This window comes from Pseudomonas sp. BF-R-01, from assembly GCF_019946615.1.
Lineage (GTDB): Bacteria > Pseudomonadota > Gammaproteobacteria > Pseudomonadales > Pseudomonadaceae > Aquipseudomonas > Aquipseudomonas migulae.
Map to the genome: position 1 here is coordinate 19284 of NZ_JAGYFX010000061.1, position 18459 is coordinate 37742.

The 18459-nt window shown below is 57.4% G+C and carries 17 protein-coding genes; 8 read left to right on the forward strand and 9 right to left on the reverse strand.

Annotated features, from left to right (window positions below):
* Nucleotides 1-58: 58 nt before the first annotated feature.
* The gene (locus tag KGB27_RS20810; protein ID WP_008043873.1) at nucleotides 59-682 is read left to right on the forward strand and encodes a glutathione S-transferase; all 624 of its coding nucleotides are present in this window, start codon (nucleotides 59-61) and stop codon (nucleotides 680-682) included.
* Between the two features lie 113 nt (nucleotides 683-795).
* On the opposite strand, the gene KGB27_RS20815 is transcribed toward KGB27_RS20810, so the two are convergent.
* Nucleotides 796-1236: a CBS domain-containing protein gene (locus KGB27_RS20815; RefSeq protein WP_007944798.1), complete on the reverse strand. Its 441-nt coding sequence runs from the start codon at nucleotides 1234-1236 to the stop codon at nucleotides 796-798.
* A gap of 324 nt (nucleotides 1237-1560) precedes the next feature.
* On the opposite strand from KGB27_RS20815, the gene KGB27_RS20820 reads away from it, so the two are divergent.
* Nucleotides 1561-3921, forward strand: coding sequence for a DNA polymerase II (locus tag KGB27_RS20820; protein WP_223556145.1), 2361 nt, complete (start codon nucleotides 1561-1563; stop codon nucleotides 3919-3921).
* Here KGB27_RS20820 and KGB27_RS20825 read toward each other — a convergent pair.
* The 3 genes from KGB27_RS20825 to KGB27_RS20835 all read right to left on the reverse strand — a co-directional run bounded on the left by KGB27_RS20825 (nucleotide 3886) and on the right by KGB27_RS20835 (nucleotide 6861).
* Complete coding sequence (locus KGB27_RS20825) at nucleotides 3886-4356, reverse strand: DUF1810 domain-containing protein (RefSeq protein ID WP_223556149.1); 471 nt, start codon at nucleotides 4354-4356, stop codon at nucleotides 3886-3888. The two genes, KGB27_RS20820 and KGB27_RS20825, sit on opposite strands and share 36 nt — an antisense overlap.
* 29 nt (nucleotides 4357-4385) lie before the next feature.
* Complete coding sequence (locus KGB27_RS20830; protein WP_223556152.1) at nucleotides 4386-5207, reverse strand: aldo/keto reductase; 822 nt, start codon at nucleotides 5205-5207, stop codon at nucleotides 4386-4388.
* A gap of 505 nt (nucleotides 5208-5712) precedes the next feature.
* Entirely contained in the window at nucleotides 5713-6861 is a 1149-nt protein-coding gene (locus KGB27_RS20835; RefSeq protein WP_223556155.1) for an aldose epimerase family protein, read from the reverse strand.
* 246 nt (nucleotides 6862-7107) lie between these two features.
* Here KGB27_RS20835 and KGB27_RS20840 point away from each other — a divergent pair, with 246 nt between their 5' ends.
* Entirely contained in the window at nucleotides 7108-7857 is a 750-nt protein-coding gene (locus KGB27_RS20840; RefSeq protein WP_008044104.1) for a hypothetical protein, read from the forward strand.
* Nucleotides 7858-8061: 204 nt separating this feature from the next.
* Nucleotides 8062-8847 (forward strand): sulfite exporter TauE/SafE family protein, encoded by a 786-nt coding sequence (locus tag KGB27_RS20845; protein ID WP_008033636.1) that lies wholly within the window; start codon nucleotides 8062-8064, stop codon nucleotides 8845-8847.
* A 25-nt stretch (nucleotides 8848-8872) separates the two neighbouring features.
* Here the strand turns inward: KGB27_RS20845 and KGB27_RS20850 are convergent, their stop codons facing one another.
* The 3 genes from KGB27_RS20850 to KGB27_RS20860 form a co-directional block, all read right to left on the reverse strand.
* Nucleotides 8873-11710, reverse strand: a complete 2838-nt coding sequence (locus KGB27_RS20850; protein ID WP_223556160.1) for an EAL domain-containing protein — start codon at nucleotides 11708-11710, stop codon at nucleotides 8873-8875.
* A 627-nt stretch (nucleotides 11711-12337) separates the two neighbouring features.
* Nucleotides 12338-12688: a hypothetical protein gene (locus KGB27_RS20855; protein ID WP_223437033.1), complete on the reverse strand. Its 351-nt coding sequence runs from the start codon at nucleotides 12686-12688 to the stop codon at nucleotides 12338-12340.
* Between the two features lie 180 nt (nucleotides 12689-12868).
* Nucleotides 12869-13756: a helix-turn-helix transcriptional regulator gene (locus KGB27_RS20860; RefSeq protein ID WP_223556165.1), complete on the reverse strand. Its 888-nt coding sequence runs from the start codon at nucleotides 13754-13756 to the stop codon at nucleotides 12869-12871.
* Between the two features lie 152 nt (nucleotides 13757-13908).
* On the opposite strand from KGB27_RS20860, the gene KGB27_RS20865 reads away from it, so the two are divergent.
* Together KGB27_RS20865 and KGB27_RS31645 are read left to right on the forward strand one after the other, a co-directional pair.
* Nucleotides 13909-14628, forward strand: a complete 720-nt coding sequence (locus KGB27_RS20865) for a cysteine hydrolase (protein ID WP_223481774.1) — start codon at nucleotides 13909-13911, stop codon at nucleotides 14626-14628.
* 57 nt (nucleotides 14629-14685) lie between these two features.
* Entirely contained in the window at nucleotides 14686-14919 is a 234-nt protein-coding gene (locus KGB27_RS31645) for a DUF2798 domain-containing protein (protein ID WP_223556169.1), read from the forward strand.
* Nucleotides 14920-14940: 21 nt separating this feature from the next.
* On the opposite strand, the gene KGB27_RS20875 is transcribed toward KGB27_RS31645, so the two are convergent.
* Nucleotides 14941-15309, reverse strand: coding sequence for a VOC family protein (locus KGB27_RS20875; RefSeq protein ID WP_223556173.1), 369 nt, complete (start codon nucleotides 15307-15309; stop codon nucleotides 14941-14943).
* Between the two features lie 177 nt (nucleotides 15310-15486).
* On the opposite strand from KGB27_RS20875, the gene KGB27_RS20880 reads away from it, so the two are divergent.
* Nucleotides 15487-16035 (forward strand): DUF4174 domain-containing protein, encoded by a 549-nt coding sequence (locus KGB27_RS20880; protein ID WP_223556175.1) that lies wholly within the window; start codon nucleotides 15487-15489, stop codon nucleotides 16033-16035.
* A gap of 183 nt (nucleotides 16036-16218) precedes the next feature.
* On the opposite strand, the gene ampC is transcribed toward KGB27_RS20880, so the two are convergent.
* A complete protein-coding gene (gene ampC, locus KGB27_RS20885; RefSeq protein WP_223556177.1) occupies nucleotides 16219-17385 on the reverse strand; it encodes a class C beta-lactamase in 1167 nt (388 codons plus the stop codon).
* A gap of 159 nt (nucleotides 17386-17544) precedes the next feature.
* On the opposite strand from ampC, the gene KGB27_RS20890 reads away from it, so the two are divergent.
* Nucleotides 17545-18426 carry a LysR family transcriptional regulator gene (locus KGB27_RS20890; protein ID WP_223556179.1) on the forward strand — a complete coding sequence of 294 codons (882 nt, stop codon included), beginning with the start codon at nucleotides 17545-17547 and terminating at the stop codon, nucleotides 18424-18426.
* Nucleotides 18427-18459 lie beyond the last annotated feature (33 nt).

Consider the following 18459-nt stretch of genomic DNA (forward strand, 5'->3'; position numbering starts at 1 on the left):
AACGTGACCTTTGCCCGCTCGTCTACCGACTACCTGTTCGTCTCGCCAGGAGCGCGATATGTATCAGCTATACGGACACCAGAACTCCGGCGCCGCTGCCATCGAAGCTGCGTTGGAGCTGTGCGAGATTCCTTACCGCTTCATCGACGTCGAGTTATCCACCGAGGCGGCCCACGCGTTGGAGAAGATCAACCCGCTGAAGCAGATTCCGACCCTGCAACTGCCTGACGGCAGCGTTCTCACCGAAAGTGCGGCGATCTTGATTCATCTCGGGTTGACGTTTCCCAAGTCGAAACTGCTGCCGAAAGACGCCGCCGAGCGCGATCAGGCGATCCGGGGGCTGGTGTACATCGTCACCAATTGTTATGCGGCGATCGGCATCATCGATTACCCCGAGCGCTGGCTGCTCGTGGCGGACAAACCCTCACGTGACAACCTCATGGCCGGCGCTCGCGAGCGGTTGCACTGGAGTTGGGAGGTGTTTGCCGATCAGTTCTCGGGCGAGTTGTACCTGGGCGATGAGACGCCCGGTGCGCTGGATGTATTGGCGGCGGTGATCTCGCGGTGGGCGGGCACCCGGGAGCATTTGCGCAGTGCCCGGCCCGGTTTTTTCGCCTGGCTTGAGCGAATCGACCGGCACCCGACGTTGGCGCCGGTCTTTGCGCGGCATTGGCCCGTTTGAATATCACTGATCCCTGTAGGAGCCGGCTTGCCGGCGATGGCGGTGGGTCAGGCGACACATTTATCGTCTGATAGGACGCTATCGCCGGCAAGCCGGCTCCTACAGGGCTCGCATTACTCGCCGCGAATGTACTGCTCCAGCTGGCGGATCAGTTCTGCCTGCTCCGCGATCGCTTCCTTGACCAGGTCGCCGATCGACAGCAAGCCGATCAACTTGCCGTTCTCCACCACCGGCAGGTGACGCAGGCGCCTGTCAGACATGATGCCCAGGCACGTATCGACGGTTTGATGGGTGTCTACGGTGATGACTGGCGACACCATGATGTCGCGCACCGGCGTGCCCACGGAAGAGCGGCCATGCAGCACCAGTTTGCGCGCGTAATCACGTTCACTGATGATGCCCAGCACTTCGTCATTCTCTACCACCAGCAAGGCACCGACGTTCTTCTCGGCCATCTTCATCAGTGCTTCGAGCACCATGTGATCGGGTTTGATCTGGTGCACTTCCTGATTTTTCTGATCTTTCAACTTGAGCAGTTGGGCGACGGTTTTCATGGTGGCTTCTCGGGTGTTGTCGTTGTTCTTGAAGAATCGTAGACCCGAGCGCCGAGGGCAAGGCAGAAAACGGCAGATAACGCGCAAAAAACGTCATTCAGCCGTTTTTCTTCGATAAACCTCACATTTTCGAACACACCACCGACCTTGTAGGAGCCGGCTTGCCGGCGATAGCGTTGGGTCAGGCGACCTATTTATCGTTTGAACGGGCGCTATCGCCGGCAAGCCAGCTCCTACAAGGGTTCATTCCAATCCAGGCGTTCGCTGTTATCCCCCGCAATGCCGCGTAGAATTGCGCTCTGAATCAGATGTGAGGTTGCAGTGGTGGATTTACAGCGGGGCTTCGTCCTGACCCGGCATTGGCGCGATACCCCGGCCGGTACGGAAGTCGAGTTCTGGCTGGCGACCGACACCGGTCCCCAGCGTATTCGCCTGCCGCATCAACCGTCGGTGGCGTTCATCCCCGCCGAGCAGCGTGAGCAGGCTGAGCAGGTGCTGCACGGCGAAAAAAATGTCGAGCTCAAACCCCTGGCCCTGCTGGATTTCGAACATCGCCCGGTGCTCGGCCTGTATTGCCAGCAACACGGTCAACTGATGCGCCTGGAAACCGCGCTGCGCAAGGCTGGCGTCGAGATGTTCGAGGCCGACGTACGCCCCCCGGAACGCTACATGATGGAGCGCTTCATCACCGCGCCGGTGATCTTCGGTGGCACACCCGATGCCGAAGGCCTGCTGCTCGACGCGCAGATGAAACCCGATCCCGACTATCGACCGACGCTCAGGCTGGTGTCTCTGGACATCGAAACCACCGCTCAGGGCGATCTGTATTCCATCGCGCTGGAAGGCTGCGGCGAGCGTCAGGTGTACATGCTCGGCCCGCCCAACGGCGACGACAGCAACGTCGACTTCCAGCTCGAATACTGTGAGTCGCGAACCCTGCTGCTGAAAAAGCTCAACGAATGGTTCGCCCGGCACGACCCTGACGCAATCATTGGCTGGAACGTCGTGCAGTTCGATTTGCGCGTGCTTCACGAGCACGCCCGACGCCTGGCGGTGCCGCTGAAACTGGGGCGCGGCGGCGAGGAAATGCAGTGGCGCGAGCACGGCAGCCGCAACCATTACTTCGCCTCGGCCGCCGGGCGATTGATCATCGACGGCATCGAATCCCTGCGTTCGGCGACCTGGAGTTTTCCATCGTTCAGCCTGGAAAACGTCGCGCAAACCCTGCTCGGCGAGGGCAAGGCGATCAGCACGCCGTACCAGCGCATGGACGAAATCAACCGCATGTTCGCCGAGGACAAACCGGCCCTCGCCACTTACAACCTCAAGGACTGCGAACTGGTCACGCGGATTTTCGCCAAGACCCAATTGCTCACTTTCCTGCTGGAGCGGGCCAGCGTGACCGGTTTGCCGGCGGATCGCAGCGGTGGTTCGGTGGCGGCCTTCACGCACCTGTACATGCCGCTGATGCACCGCCAGGGTTTCGTTGCGCCCAACCTCGGCAGCAAACCTGCACAGGCCAGCCCCGGCGGATTTGTCATGGACTCGCAGCCGGGCCTGTACGAATCGGTGCTGGTGCTCGACTACAAAAGCCTCTATCCATCGATCATCCGCACCTTCCTCATCGACCCGGTGGGCCTGATCGAAGGGCTCAAGCATCCCGAGGACAGCGAGTCCGTGCCCGGTTTTCGCGGGGCGCGTTTTTCCAGAACCCGGCACTGCCTGCCGGCCATTGTCGCGCGGGTCGCCGAGGGCCGCGAAACCGCCAAGCGCGAACACAACGCGCCGTTGTCCCAGGCGCTGAAGATCATTATGAACGCCTTCTACGGCGTGCTCGGTTCCAGCGGTTGCCGTTTCTTCGATACGCGTCTGGCCTCGTCGATCACGTTGCGCGGGCACGAAATCATGCTGCGTACCCGCCAGTTGATCGAAGCCCAGGGGCACACAGTGATCTATGGCGATACCGACTCGACGTTTGTCTGGCTGCGCCGCGCCCACGGTCAGCAGGAAGCGGCGAAGATCGGCCACGCGCTGGTGGATCACGTCAATCAGTGGTGGCGCGTGCATGTGCAAGAGGAGTACGGGCTGCAGAGCGCATTGGAGTTACAGTTCGAAACCCACTACAAGCGCTTTCTGATGCCGACTATTCGCGGTGCCGAGGAGGGCAGCAAGAAGCGTTATGCCGGGCTGGTCACGCGTGACGACGGCACTGACGAGATGGTTTACAAGGGGCTGGAAACCGTGCGCACCGACTGGTCGCTGCTGGCCCGGCAATTCCAGCAAGAACTGTACACACGGATCTTCCATCGCCAGCCCTATCAGGACTATGTCCGCGAGTACGTGCGCAAGACCCTGGCGGGCGAGTTCGATGATCGCCTGATCTACCGCAAGCGCTTGCGCCGGACCCTCGATGACTATGAGCGCAACGTGCCGCCGCATGTTCGCGCGGCGCGGATCGCCGACGACTACAACGATCAACAGGGCCGTCCGCGGCAATACCAGAACGGCGGCTGGATCAGCTACGTGATCACCGTCGCCGGACCCGAGCCGCTGGAGATCCGCAGCGCGCCGATCGACTACGACCATTACGTCACCCGGCAACTGCAACCGGTGGCGGATGCGATTCTGCCGTTCGTGGATGACGATTTCTCAACCCTGATTGGGGGGCAGTTGGGCCTGTTTTGAGTCCAGCAGCGATAACGTCCAGTCATCCGGAATCCCATGGAAGTGCCGCATCAGCGCTTGCTGGAACAGGCTGTCATCCGGGGCGAACTGCGCGAACAGGGTCATCGACGAGCGGAACTTCAGATTGTCCGGATGGCCGAAAATTTCGATGATGGAGCGTTCCGGAATATCCAGCACCAACTGCGTGCAGGTGCGCAGCCGTGGGCCCAGCAGCGCATGCTTGAGGTACGCCAAAGCCTCCTCTCCCGAGTGAATGGCATATCGTTGCGACATTTCGCTGCCGCCCAGGCCGATGAATTGCGGAAAGATGAACCACATCCAGTGACTGCGCTTGCGGCCCGCAACGAGCTCGTTTTGCACGCGCTCGAACACCGGGTCCTGCGCCTGGATGAAGCGTTGCAGATTAAAGGCGTCGAGCTGATCGGTGCTTCTCATGAGAAGCCCTCTGACAGAACCGCGATGGCTCAGACCATGGCCAATCGCTGTTTGCGTTGTGGCGCGTGAAACGCGTGGTCCAGCGCCTCCAGATCCCCGGCTACAAGCTTCAATTGCGCGGCATGCGCATTCAGTTGCACATGCTCAGGTCGGACCGCCTTGGGGATGGCAATGACTCCATCCTGCCGCAGAATCCATGCCAAGGCTACCTGGGCCGGTGTCGCCGCGTGACGGGCGGCCACCTGCTTGAGTGTCGGGTGAGCGAGCAAACTCCCGCCCTGGCCGATGGGACAGTACGCCATCAATGGCTGACGATGCTGTTGGCTCCACGGCAGTAAATCAAATTCTATTCCACGCTCCTCAAGGTTGTAGAGCACTTGATTGGTGGCGCAGGCCGGGGAGGCCAGTTCTTGCAGGTCATCCACGTCGAAATTGGACACGCCCCAACGGCCGATCTTGCCGGCCTCGCGCAGGCGTTCGAATGCCTCAACGGTTTCTTCAAGGGGGTACTGGCCGCGCCAGTGCAGCAGGTACAAATCAATGTAATCGGTGTTCAACCGCCGCAGGCTGCGTTCGCAGGCCTCGGGGATGCCCTTGCGGCTGGCGTTGTGCGGATACACCTTGCTGACCAGAAACACCTTGTCGCGCAGGCCGGCAATGGCTTCGCCGACGACTTTCTCGGCGCCCCCTTCACCGTACATTTCCGCGGTGTCGATCAAGGTCATGCCCAACTCGATGCCCAGGCGCAACGCGGCGACTTCCTCGCGGTGTCGAGCGCGATCTTCACCCATGCGCCAGGTGCCCTGGCCGATGACCGGTACGTTGATGCCGGCCAGTTCGAGAGTCCGCATGCAAAGCTCCTTGATGTCATTCGGTCGATACTTCGGTTGGCAGCAGAATAGCCCATGGGTTCCCCGGGCTGTAGGTGTCAACGATAACGCGGGCTGTCTGAACAAACGCGTTGCCCAGACGTTTTTCGCCGGCAAGCCGGCTCCTACAGGGATCGCGTGCGCTTTTGATTTCCACCACTCATCAGGCCGAGCGTTAGCTCGCCTTCAGCTTTTGATCTTGAGGTACACGCCCCCTCGAGAGGCCGAGTGGAGGTTCTGCGCAGTGGGCAACCCGGCATGGATGCCGGGTTAGCCGCGCACGGCCAGGGATGGCCGATCGCGGCGGGCCCACGGAGCAGGACCGGAGCGAGGGCATGGCGAGCCTTCGCGAGCCACCGAACGAAAGGGGCAAGAGCCCTTGGTTACTTGGGGCTCTTCCAAGTGACTCGCCGTAAGGGCGAAACCACGATCAGCCATCACCGAAATAATGGATATTCACCCAAGCGCCGATGCCCCCCCCAACGTCTTACCGAGCAGAAAACTTCAACACAGTACTCTGGGTATACGTCTTGCCCGGATCCAGTCGCGTAGACGGGAAGTTCGGCTGATTGGGCGCGTCCGGGTAATGCTGGGTTTCCAGAGTGAACGCGCTCCAGTGTGCGTAAGTCTTGCCGGCCTTGCCCTTGACCGAGCCATCAAGGAAGTTGCTGGTATAGAACTGCACGCCAGGCTCAGTGGTATAGAGCTGCAAACGACGCCCAGACTGCGGGTCGCTGACATCGGCAGCCAGTTTGCCGAGGTCCCCCTTGGCATCCAGCACCCAGTTGAAATCGAAGCCACCCTGTTTCGGCTCAGCGAATTTCAGCTGCGGATGATCCGCTTTGATGTGTTTGCCAATGGCGGTGGGTTGGGTGAAGTCCATCGGCGTACCGGTCACCGGAGCCAGCTCGCCGGTAGGAATCAACTTACCGTTGACCGGCGTGTAGTGACTGGCGTGCAAGGTTGCGACCTGTTGCAACACGTCGCCGTTACCCGCGCCGGCCAGGTTGAAGTAGCTGTGATTGGTCAGGTTCAGCACCGTCGGTTTGTCGGTGGAGGCCTTGTACTCAATGCGCAGCTCGTTGTTTTCGTTGAGGCTGTAGGTGACCTCGGTTGTCAGGTTGCCAGGAAAACCCATTTCGCCGTCCGCCGACAAGTATGTCAGCGTGACGCCCACTGAATCCTTGTCCTTCGCCGGTTTGGCTTTCCAGACATGTTTGTCAAAACCCTGCGGGCCACCGTGCAGTGAATTCGAGCCGTCATTTTGCGGCACCTGAAAGCGCTTGCCATCGATTTCGAACGCACCGTTGGCCAGGCGATTACCGAAGCGCCCGATGGTCGCGCCGAAGTAGGCCTTGCCGCTCTGATAGCCCTGCACGTTGTCGAAGCCGAGCACCACGTCTTCGAGCTCGCCGTTTTTGTCCGGCACGGCAAGCGACTGCAGCGTCGCTCCGTAGGTGATCACGGTGGCCTGCATGCCGTGGCTGTTACGCAACACGTATTGTTCGACGGTTGTGCCGTCATTGGTTTTGCCGAAGGCTTTATGTTCGCTGGACAGACCATTGGCCTGGGCGGTGAGGGTGGAGATCATCAGGGACAGCCCAAGGGCGTAGTGCGGGTATCTGGAGTGAAGCATGGGTTACCTTCCTTTTTATTGTTTTTAAAGTAGTCATACTAAATATCGATTGTTAATTCGACATGGAAGGATTTATAGCTGAATCGTGCGGCGTTTCAATTAAAAAGTATGACTAATGGGTGATCCCCTTCACTTTGTTGGGAAAGGGCGGACTGCAGGTTCTGCACTTTTTCGCAATCCACGGCTCTACCCTTGGTCAGCCTGCGGCGATCCCCTCCGCCGGCCCATGCCCAAGTTCAAGCACCCATGGCCCGAGTTTTACCCCTCACCGCTGTGCACATCCGCCGCCATTGCCTGCTGCTCGCCGTGCTGTCGATGCTCTTCACGACCGGTTGCAGTCAGCAGCAGGGCCGGGACATCGTCAGCCAGTTTCGTGAAGGCAGGCCCCAGGAATTCCTCCAGACCAGCGTCGACCGCATGGCCACCCTGGCGATGCGCGACAACCTCGACAGCCTTTACCTGCTGATGGGCAAGCTCTACCTGCGCAACCCGCAGGAGCTGAAGAAGTCCGGCTTCCTCGACGCCCGCACCGCCGGCAAACAGGTGCGCCTGGCCATCGAACAGCAACAACCGCTGCCGACGCTGGGGGGCAAGAAGGATCTGGCAGCGCTGAATTACGCCATGAGCCCGGAGTTCCTCGGCGACCGGGTCGGCGCTTTCATCTACGCCATCGGCAGCATGCTGGTCACCGCTCACGGCAATCGGCTGGAGTTTTACATGACCGATGCGATCAACCCGGTCTTCGTCAGCAACGCTGCGCGCAACATCGAGAAAGCCACCTGGATCCTCAGCCAGCGGCAAAACAAAAACGGCGAGCCCTTGCTGTTTTCCAACGAGATCTCGGAGGAGGGCAGCAACCTGAGTTTTGCCGTGGAGTTCGGCAAGATCGTCGCGCGCCTGGACCTGTTGACCCAGATGCTGGACGAGCGCTACCGGCGGATTGGCCTGAACTACGCACAGAGCCTGTTGTTCCTCAATTTCCTCCCCGTCCAGTAAACCCCGACCTTGTAGGAGCCAGCTTGCTGGCGATTGCGGTGTGTCAGTCAAATCAATGTTGTAGAAATTCCGCTATCGCCGGCAAGCCGGCTCCTACAAGGAATGCACGACAGGAATAACGATAGACCGCATCGATATAAGTAGTTATAAGAAAAATCGCTATGCTGCGGGCCAGTTTTTTCATGCGTTTTTGTGGGCGTGTTAATGGATTTCGTTAACTTCGGTTTGGTTGTGGCAGGTTTGGTGGTGGGGTTCATTGTCGGCATGACCGGCGTGGGCGGCGGCTCGCTGATGACGCCGATCCTGCTTTGGTTCGGCATCAATCCGGCGACAGCGGTGGGTACGGACCTGCTGTACGCCGCGATTACCAAATCCAGTGGTGTGCTGGTACATCGCAAGAACAAGAACATTGACTGGGCCATTACCGGTTGGCTGACGCTCGGCAGTGTGCCGGCCGTCGCGCTGACGTTGTGGTTCCTGAGCAGTTTGCAAACGTCCCCCGACGCGATGAACGCCATCATCAAACAGGCGCTGGGCTTCGTCCTGTTTGCCACGGCACTGGCGATTTTCTTCAAGAAACGCCTGCTCGACTTCGCCCACAAACGCGCCGGTGGCACCTACAACCCAAGCGGCAAACGCTTGAATGGGCTGACCGTGATCACCGGCCTGATCCTCGGCACCATGGTCGCCCTGACCTCCATCGGCGCGGGCGCCCTGGGCACCGTGGCGCTGTTCATCCTGTATCCGCTGTTGCCTACCCGCCGCCTCGTCGGCACGGAAATCGCCCACGCCGTACCGCTGACCCTGGTCGCCGGTCTCGGCCATGCGAGCATGGGCAACATGGATTGGCATGTGCTGGGCTACTTGCTGGTCGGTTCGCTGCCGGGGATTTACCTGGGCAGCCACCTGACCGGCCGCATCTCGGATGAGGTGTTGCGCCCGTGCCTGGCGACGATGCTGGTGCTGATCGGCTACAAACTGGCGTTCTAGGTTCTGTACGACTTCCCTTGAAATCTCACAGCAGGCTCTTGGGAGCCGAGATTCGGTAGCGTTCGCTATCATCGCTGGAAAGGAATCTCTCGCGGATCCATTGAGCCAAATCCTGAGGGGCCAAAGGGCGCGAGAAACAATAACCTTGCGCTATCTGGTATCCCTGGCCTCGAAGGATTTCAAGCTGCGCATTGGTTTCAACACCCTCGGCAACAATGTTCAATTGCAAGCTCTTGCAGATCCCGGCAATCGACTGCGCCAGCGTCCGGGCACTTTCGCTTTTTTCGATATCGTCGATAAAACTCTTGTCCAGCTTGATGGTGTCCACGGGCAGTCGCAGCAGGTAGCTCAGGCTGGAGTAACCGGTGCCAAAATCGTCAATGGATAAGCTGACGCCTAATTGACGGACCTCGGTAATGACCGATATGACGTTGTCGGTGGCGTCCAGTATGAAGTCTTCCGTGACCTCCAGCGTCAAGCAGGAGGGTAGGAGCGCATGCTTTGTCAGCAGAGACTGGATGAGATCAATAATGGCTCTGTCGCGAAAGGCGACGGGGAAGATGTTGACCGACATACGAGGCACGGCAAGTCCCGAGTCGCGCCATTGAGCCATCTGCCGGCAGGCTTCGGTGAGTACCCATTGATTGAGCTTGGGCATCAATCCTGCCTCGCGCACCAAAGGGATGAATCGATTTGGAGGGATGTTTCCAAGCTCCGGATGAATCCAGCGGGCAAGTGCCTCGACACCAAAAAGTTGGTTGTCGTCGAGCGCTATCTGGGGCTGGTAATGCAGCGTCAGCTGATTGGACTCCAGGGCATTCTCGAGGGCCAGGCTCAGTGTCAGTTCGTCATTGGTTGAGTCGTTGATCACCTGGTCGAACACTTCAATTGCCTGGCGGCCTGCGGACTTGGCTTTGTACATCGCCTGATCGGCATGCAAAAGCAACGAGTGAATGTCGTTACCGTGGTCTGGATAAATACCAATACCAATGCTGGCGGAGGGCGCAATTTTTACATCGGCCAACATCATGGGTTCCGATAGTTTGCTGAGCATTCTTTCTGAAAAGGCAATCGCCTGTTCAGCGCTGGAGGGGGACAGAATAATGACGAATTCATCTCCTGAAAGCCGGCTGACAAAGTCATTGCCCCTCACAGAACCCTGAAGCCTCCTGGCTATTTCAGACAGAAGCAAATCCCCGGCGGCATGCCCAAGTGAGTCATTGATTTGCTTGAACTTATTAATGTCGATGAACAACACGGCCATTGATGATTGCGAGCGCTGAGCATTGGCAATCATTGAGTTTGCTTTCATCATCAACAGTCGCCGATTGGGCAACATCGTCAGGCTGTCATAGTAGGCCAGTCGTTCAATATCGTTGATAAAACTGTCCCTCTCGAGGGCGAGAGCGCACAGCTTCAGGCTGGTTTCAAGCAGTCGGTGATGTTGGACCGCAGGGAGGTGATTTTCACGGTAGTAAAGGGTAAATGTGCCTAAACAACGTCCGTTGTTGGAGCGAATGGTGTTAACCCAGCCGGCCGTGAAACCGAACGATTGCGAGAGTTTGTGATCGATGCAATCGCCCTGGTCCGATGCAGGGTCAGTGAAATTCAGCATCATGCTTTCTTTCACGTCCATTTTTTTCAGGATGGACCTTTCGGCAAGGCTTTCCAGTGACTGAATCAACCCGGCCGGCAGGTTGAATTCCGCCACCAGTGGAAGGCAGCCCTGCTCATCAAATTGTCTTATTGAAACGCCGATTTCAGGAGCGATACGACCTATCTCCAGACAAATCAACTTCATGATGTCGGGAAGTGGCTCTTCGCGGGCCATGGCACTGAGGACCTTGAACTGCAACTCGTCGTTCATCTTGGCTTCGGTGATGTCCGTCACAATAGCCACGACGTCCTGCTGAACACCCTGTGGGTCGAGCACCGGATTGGCGACTACGCGTACCCATAATGGATTCTTTGATTTGTTGTAGACCAGTAATTCAGTGGTATGGCTTTGTCCTTTCTGGATACTGTTTCTGAAAGAAAGGACGGCTTCCTGATCCGTATGGCGGCCATAAAATACCTCGTCTGGTTTTTTCCCCACCAGGTCTGATATTTCATAACCCAGCATGCGCACAAAACCCTCGTTTACATAGGTAATTATGCTGTCCGGATTGGTGACGATAATTGCACTGTCAGTTCGATTGACGGCAATTTTTAGAAGTCGACTCTTCTCTACTTTCTTTATGATGTACAACAGGAAGAATGTTGTTGCTAATACCATAAGAAGTATCATTGCAGCGGCGGCGATGTATATTTTAAATCGATCGCCCATAGACTGAAGTGAAGTCTGACTGATGCTGTTTCCGTATTTTATGAAGTTTTTTTGTTCCAGAAGGAGTTGCTCTTGAATGTCCTGTACCGGCTGAGCGAGTGCCCATTGGACGTCGCCAGCGCCCGTGTACTTGACCAATTGATTGAGCACCTCCACATAACGTGAATACACGTCTTTTAAAGCCTGGACTCGGATGTGGTTTTCTTCATCAACCTTTGTGTGTGTGAGGAAGCGGTCAAACGATTTATTCGCCAGTGTCAGTTCCGCGCGGGCGTGTTGCACCATTTCATGCGGAATTTTATTAAACAGTACGATGCGGGTGTTGGCTCGCGACAGGGAGAGGCGTGCCTCCATCAAGTGTTGAACAGTTTCTGCCACTGCGTCGACTTGATCGACAGCGACACTTGATAGGGTTCCAATGCTCGATTGGTTGCTGCTCACTAACCATAAGCTGAGGACTAAAGTTGCACACTGGAATACCAGTGCAGTCGTCAGGATCGTCCTCAAACCATAAGGCAGTGCAAGCTTGCGAAGCAAATAATCCTCCTCTGTCTCGGACAGATAGGGAAACGTTAGTAAAGGGAGCATCCAGGCAGAAAGTGCCTGGCTGGCAGTTCATGATTGTACGAAAGGAATTCAGTGTTCGGAGCTGTACCGGATGATGTCAGGAAAAGTCGCAACAAGGTGTCGCCGGGCTTTTCTTTTCAAGGGAGAGAGAGCCGCTTTTCCGAGGTTGCTGGCCAGGGGCCATTAAGGCGGGGAATTTTATAAGAAAGTAGTGTTGAATTGAAATGCTTAAAACGTGACGACGAGGATAATTTTTGCTGTCTTTGTTGGCCGAATGGTCAGGAAAGCAAATAAAAGTGCTTGTGTGTTAGATGCTTATCCATATTTGTCTGACGGCCGGCTATGAAGTTGCTGTTTTTTTTGCATTGCCTTGGATGAAGCGACTTTTGCGGCTGATACCTATCGTTAGATCGATGAGTATTCATTGCGATGATTATCATCAAGAAGCTGTTTACGGTGTTCCGCAGCCTTTAAGGATAAAGCGCGGTGTAAGAAAAAAGGGCAGACGAGATGCGGCTCGTCCACCCTCGAAAACGAGAAAAAAGAGGATCCGACCCATGGCCGGATCCCAAGAAGAAGTTCGTGGTGATGGCTGGATCAACTGTCCTGACGCACCAGGCGCGGACCTTTGCGCGTCACTTGCTGACCTGGTTCGAAGCGGGCATTGGGCGAGCGAACAGTGCTGATTTCGCCCTGGGCGTCCTTCACTTCATAAGCGGTTTCCGTGAGACCGGCCGCTTCCTGAACCGCGCTGCCGGCAAAGAATCCGACACCGGCACCGATGAGCGCTCCAATCGGGCCACCCACAGCGCCGACCATCAATCCGGTCACGGCACCGGCGCCCTTGCCAGCGGTGGTATCAGGCACCTCACGGACGACCTGATCGGCCATGCACACGGGTGAGAGCAACAGGCAAAGCGTAAAGCTGAGGGGCATGGAACGAGACATGATGATTTCCTGCTTTGGAGGCATTTCCAAAACCAATTCATGAATCGTGCCAGTTTATTTATTGTTATATATCAACAAGATATGATTGTGTGTTGTCATATATACAACGGCTGGAAAGAGTCAATACGACTCGATTAGTAGTCATAAAGACTTCACTTGGGTTCGGCGATCCTTGCTCTGTTACGCCTGTGAAGCCAGAAAATCTTGTGCGGGCTGCACGTGTGCGGTCACCAAGGGTGCTTCTGCACTGGCATCGCGTTTCAGCCACTCGGCTGGAGGACAACCAATGACGTTCAGAAAGCTTTTCGAAAAAGACGCCTGCGAGCTGTAACCGACCGACTCGGCGATCACCTTGATCTGAACACCGTCACGAAGCATGTCCTGAGCCATCTTCATCCTCCATGCGGTGACGTACCCCATAGGCGACTGCCCCATTATCTGAGTGAAGCAGGCAGAAAATTTCGACCTGGACATGTTTGCCAGGCTCGCCAGTTTCTCGACGGTCCAAAGCTCATCCGGCACTGAATGGATGCTGTTGAATACCGCGCCGAGGCGCCCATCCTGCAGGGCATAGAGCAATCCACTGGATATCAGTCCGTCTGCAACGGCGCGTCGCACGATCAGGACAAATATGTATTCCAACAGCAGATTCAGCGCTTTGGTCCTTCCAGCCTCCTGATCCCGAAACTCGGCGAGTAACGCGCCAATAACCGGGTCGAGATTCTCCAGCTCTCTGAATGGGAAGATCAGGGTTTCTTTGAGCCCGAGAGGGAAGGGGTGTTGTGTGTTTCGCCCAAATTGAAATGAGGCGCAAATCAGTTCTGCCCCCTCGATCGTATTGGAGCGCAGTTGATACCGGCAACTGCTCGGACAGAACAGCACGCTGGGCTCGGCAATGGAGATCTTTGGTAACCCAGGCTGAACCATGTCGATACCGCCCTGGCTGATGACATGGATGAACGCCATGCCTGGCGGCTTATCGAGGACAAGAGTGCCATCGACCCGACCAGAGAAGAAAAGCCTGCCCTGAAGGTTCGTGCGTTCGAAGAATTCGGACAGGATATCCATGATAGCGACGACCAGATAAAGACTCTGTACGTGCTGACAAAGTCGGATCAGAAGGTGGGGATAGGATGAAGTTCTCGCCGATGGTAAGCAACGGCCCGCAGGGGCGCCATGGCATAGAGCAACTTTATTACCCACGATCGGAGTCTATTGGCATGAGCAACGACACAACACGCCACGCACATTACGCAGATCCAGCCAGCCCTGCGCTGCCAGATCCAGGTATGAAAATTGACCTTTCCCGCACTGCGCTGGTCGTCATCGACCCCCAAATCGATTTCCTCAGCCCTGAGGGTGTGAGTTGGGATGTGTTTGGCAAGAGCATCGTCGAACACGATGTGGTCAATCACCTCGGTCAGTTGTTCGCAGCCGCCAAAGGTGCGGGCATCACGGTCGCTGTCTCTCCGCACTACTACTATCCGTGCGACCACGAGTGGAAATTCGGCGGGCCGCTGGAAAAGGTCATGCACTCCATCTGCATGTTCGATCGCAAGGGCCCGCTGACCCTCGACGGTTTCGAGAACTCCGGTGCGGACTTCATGCCCGAGTTCAAACCGTACATTCTCGACGGCAAAACCATCATCGCTTCGCCACACAAGGTCTACGGCCCGGAAACCAATGACTTGGCGCTGCAACTGCGCAAGCACGGTGTATCGCAAATTATTCTGGCGGGTATGGCGGCCAACCTTTGCGTCGAGTCGCACCTGCGTGAATTGCTGGAGCAAGGTTTCGAGGTGGCGGTGGTGCGTGATGCTACCGCCGGCCCGACCACCCCGGAAGGGGACGGTTACCTGGCCGCACTGATCAACTTCCGTTACATCGCCAACGCTCTGTTGACGACTGCGCAGACTGTTGAATTGCTCCAAGCCAAGTAAGGTCCATGCAAGCCGGCTGCTCGCAACTTGCGACGCAGCCGTCTGGGAGTACCGGAAATGCCCAAGCTCCATCGGCGATTTCGCCAGCGAACTTCTGCGGTGATCCAGTCCGCAATCACCTGCGCTATTGCTACGGCCATAGCCAGTCCTTCAAGCCTTTCTGCCAGCCAGTTACTGTTGTATGGATTAAAAGCCTGGCTGGTTGCCTGGATGACCATTGTGCCATTCGTGTTACTTGCGACACCGCTGATAAGGCGGCTAACGTCCTTTGTGGTGCAAGAAGATCCTTAAGATGCCCGGCAGCATTGTTTGTCAGTCCCGGGTGAAAATCTCCAGCAGATGCCCGTCCGGGTCGTCGAAATATACGCGCCTGCCACCGCCATAATCGTTGATCTGTTGCGGTTGCTGTTTGCAGGGATCAGCCCACCACGTTTGCTGCCTGGCTTGCAGGCGAGCGAACGCCGCATCGAAATCGTCGTCGCTGACCAGAAACGCATAATGCTGAGAGGCAATCGGCGGGTCATTGTCGTAGTAGTCCAGCGACACGCCGTTTTCGAGTTTCACAATCAACATCGGCCCGAAGGGTTCGGGGGCGGGCAAGCCGAGAATCTCGACCAGAAACGACGCGGATATCTGTTTGTTTCGGCACCAGACGATGGTGTGATTCAGCTGAGCGCTCATGGCGGGATCCTCACGGCGGTTCAGGTGTATATCGAGTCTTGAGATTAGCTCAGCCTGTTGCGCAATGACCGCCCTGACCTAAGCTTGGGTCAAGGCGAAACACAATTGCGGTGCGACCCCCGGAACGAACGCCGCGATGCGCAATCATTAGAGCGTGGATATCAAAAGGAGATGCGCATGCTCATCAGGTCATTGACCCTGACAACCCTGCTGGCTTTCGCCGGCCCCTTGCTCGCCGCCGATGGCGACTCACCGCTGGACATGGACAAGGGCAGGTCCCGGCCGCTGATTGTCATCGCGCCGAGCACGGTCGACCCGGCGTGGGTCAGCCTGAAAAAGTCACTGGATGAGCCGGCCAATCGCAAGGAATTCACCGACCGGAACATGGTCCTGTACACCGTGCTCAACCTGATGGGCCAGCGCGAAGGCAAAGACCTCGGGCCGCAAGACACGGCAGCCTTGATCCGTTCGCTCAAGTTGGGGGCAGGGGCCAAGACCAAGGTGATTCTGGTCGGCAAGGACGGCGAAAAGAAACTCGAGCAATCGGACGCGGTTGACCTGAAGGCGATTTTCAGTACGGTCGACCAGTTGCCGCCGACCGAGAAAGAAGCCACGGTGCCCACCCCGCCACCCGTCACAGAGGCCGCACCGCCTAACGGCACCAAGGGGGCGAAACCGGGCAAGCCGGCGAAGCCTGCCAAGCCACCGGAAATGCCTGACGATTGAAGGCGTAGATGACCACGCGCTAACAAAAATGGGCGACCTCAACAGGTCGCCCATTTTTTTTGCCTGCGCCGACCCCTGTAGGAGCAAGCTTGCTCGCGATGAGGTCGTAACATTCGAAATCCCGTTCGCCTGACACACCGCAATCGCGAGCAGGCTCGCTCCTACAGGAGGTTGGTTCGTAGGTTATTGAGTCAATGTGCTCAACACCGCATGGGCGATTTTGACTCGCTCCGGGTTCGGGTAGTTTTTGTTGGCCAGGATCACGATGCCGATGTCTTTCGAGGGCACGTACGCCACATACGCGCCGAAGCCACCGGTGGAGCCGGTCTTGTTGATCAGTACGTTTTCCGGTTGAGCTTGCGGCGGGTTCAGCCACTGGACTTTGTGCGCCTCCATCGCCATTTGCGACGAGTTGCCGGCGAGCAATTTATCGAGGGTGATCGGGTAGTGGTAAAGCTCCCAGCCCAGCCCCTGGGTCATGTCGCCGACAGTGTAGTAACCGGCATGCGTCGTGGCGATGGCTTGCTGCATCGGCGCTTCAAGGCCAGACGGTTTGATGTTCGCCTCGACGTAGCGAAGCAGGTCCGAAGCGCTGGTTTTTACGCCATACGCTTCTGAGTCCAGCGCGCCCGGCTCGACCCTCACCGATTTGTCTTCCTTGGTGTAACCCTGGGCGTAAAGCGCCATCTGATCCTGCGGCACCTTGAGGAAGGTGTGCTTCAAACCGAGCTTGTGCAGCACGGTCTTTTCCATCAGCTCATCAAACGGCTGGCCCATGCTGTTGGCCGCCAGATATCCAAACAACCCCAGGCTCGGGTTCGAATACAGCCGATGGCTGCCGGCGGTGTAAGCCGGTTTCCACTGTTTGAAATAGCCGAGCATCTTGTCCGCTGCATCGGCATTGTCGGGGAATTGCAGCGGCAGGCCGCCGGCGGTGTAGGTGCCCAGTTGCAGCACGCTGACGTGATCGAACGCGCTGCCGCGCAATGCCGGCAGGACATGACTGGCCTTGTCCGACAGGGACAGTTTGCCGCTGGCCTGGGCGTAGGCGGCGAGGGTAGCGGTGAAGGTTTTGCTCACCGAACCGATCTCGAACAGGGTGCTTTCGGTGACAGGCGTGCCGGTTTCCTTCGAGGCCACGCCGTAGTTAAAGTAATGCTGCTTGCCATTCACGGTGATCGCGACGGCCATGCCGGGAATGTTCTGTTGCTGCATGACCGGGGCAACCGCGGCATTCACCGCGGCTTCGATCTGCGCGTCAGTCTGATTCCCGGCAACGCAGTAACCTGCACTGAGGAGCAGTCCGAAAGCGCTGCAGGATAAGACCTTGCCGAATGTTGAGTTGTGCATGATTGAGCTACTGTCCATGAGATTTGATGATTAAACCCGCTACACTCCGAGCGGTTTATGAATCGGGCCGTCGCTGGGCGTGCCAAATCTATTCAGTTCGCCGTGCTTCGACAAACGACAATATCTCGGCTTAGCCATTAGAAAAATTTGGGAGTTGGCATGATCCGCCCGCAATTACCGCTCAACGCACTGCGCGCCTTCGAGGCCTCTGCGCGTCATCTGAGTTTTACACGGGCGGCGGTGGAGTTGTGCGTCACGCAAGCCGCGGTGAGCCATCAGGTCAAAAGCCTGGAAGCCCAACTCAACGTCACCCTGTTCAAACGCCTGCCTCGCGGGCTGATGCTGACCAGTGAAGGGGAGACCTTGTTGCCGGTGCTGCGCGAGTCCTTCGATCGAATCGCCGAAACCCTGGAGCGTTTCGAGGGCGGGCATTTTCGTGAAGTGTTGACGGTGGGCGCAGTGGGGACGTTTGCGGTCGGCTGGCTATTGCCCCGACTGGCGGACTTTCAGGCGAAACATCCGTTCATAGATTTGCGCCTGTCGACCCACAACAATCGAGTGGACGTGGCGGCAGAAGGGCTGGATTACGCGATTCGGTTTGGCGCGGGGGCGTGGCACGGGATTGAAGCGGTCAGGTTGATCGAAGCGCCGTTGTCGGTGTTGTGCGTGCCCGAGATTGCCCGGCAACTGCACACGCCGGACGATCTGTTGCAGCAAACGCTGTTGCGTTCCTATCGCACGGATGAGTGGCCCGAATGGTTTCAGGCTACCGGCCTGCCTGCCCATGCCGCGCCGCCTCGCAGCATCGTCTTCGATTCCTCGCTGGCGATGATGGAGGCGGCGTTGCAAGGTGCGGGTGTGGCCTTGGCCCCGCCGTTGATGTTCTCCCGGCAACTGGCGGCGGGAGTCATCGAGCAACCGTTCGCCATCGGCATCACCACCGGCAGCTACTGGCTGACCCGCTTGCAGTCGCGGCCCGAAACGTCGGCGATGGCGGCGTTCAAGGGGTGGTTGTTGCAGGTTGCGCAGATGAACGATTGAACACCGCATACCCCTGTAGGAGCAGAGCTTGCT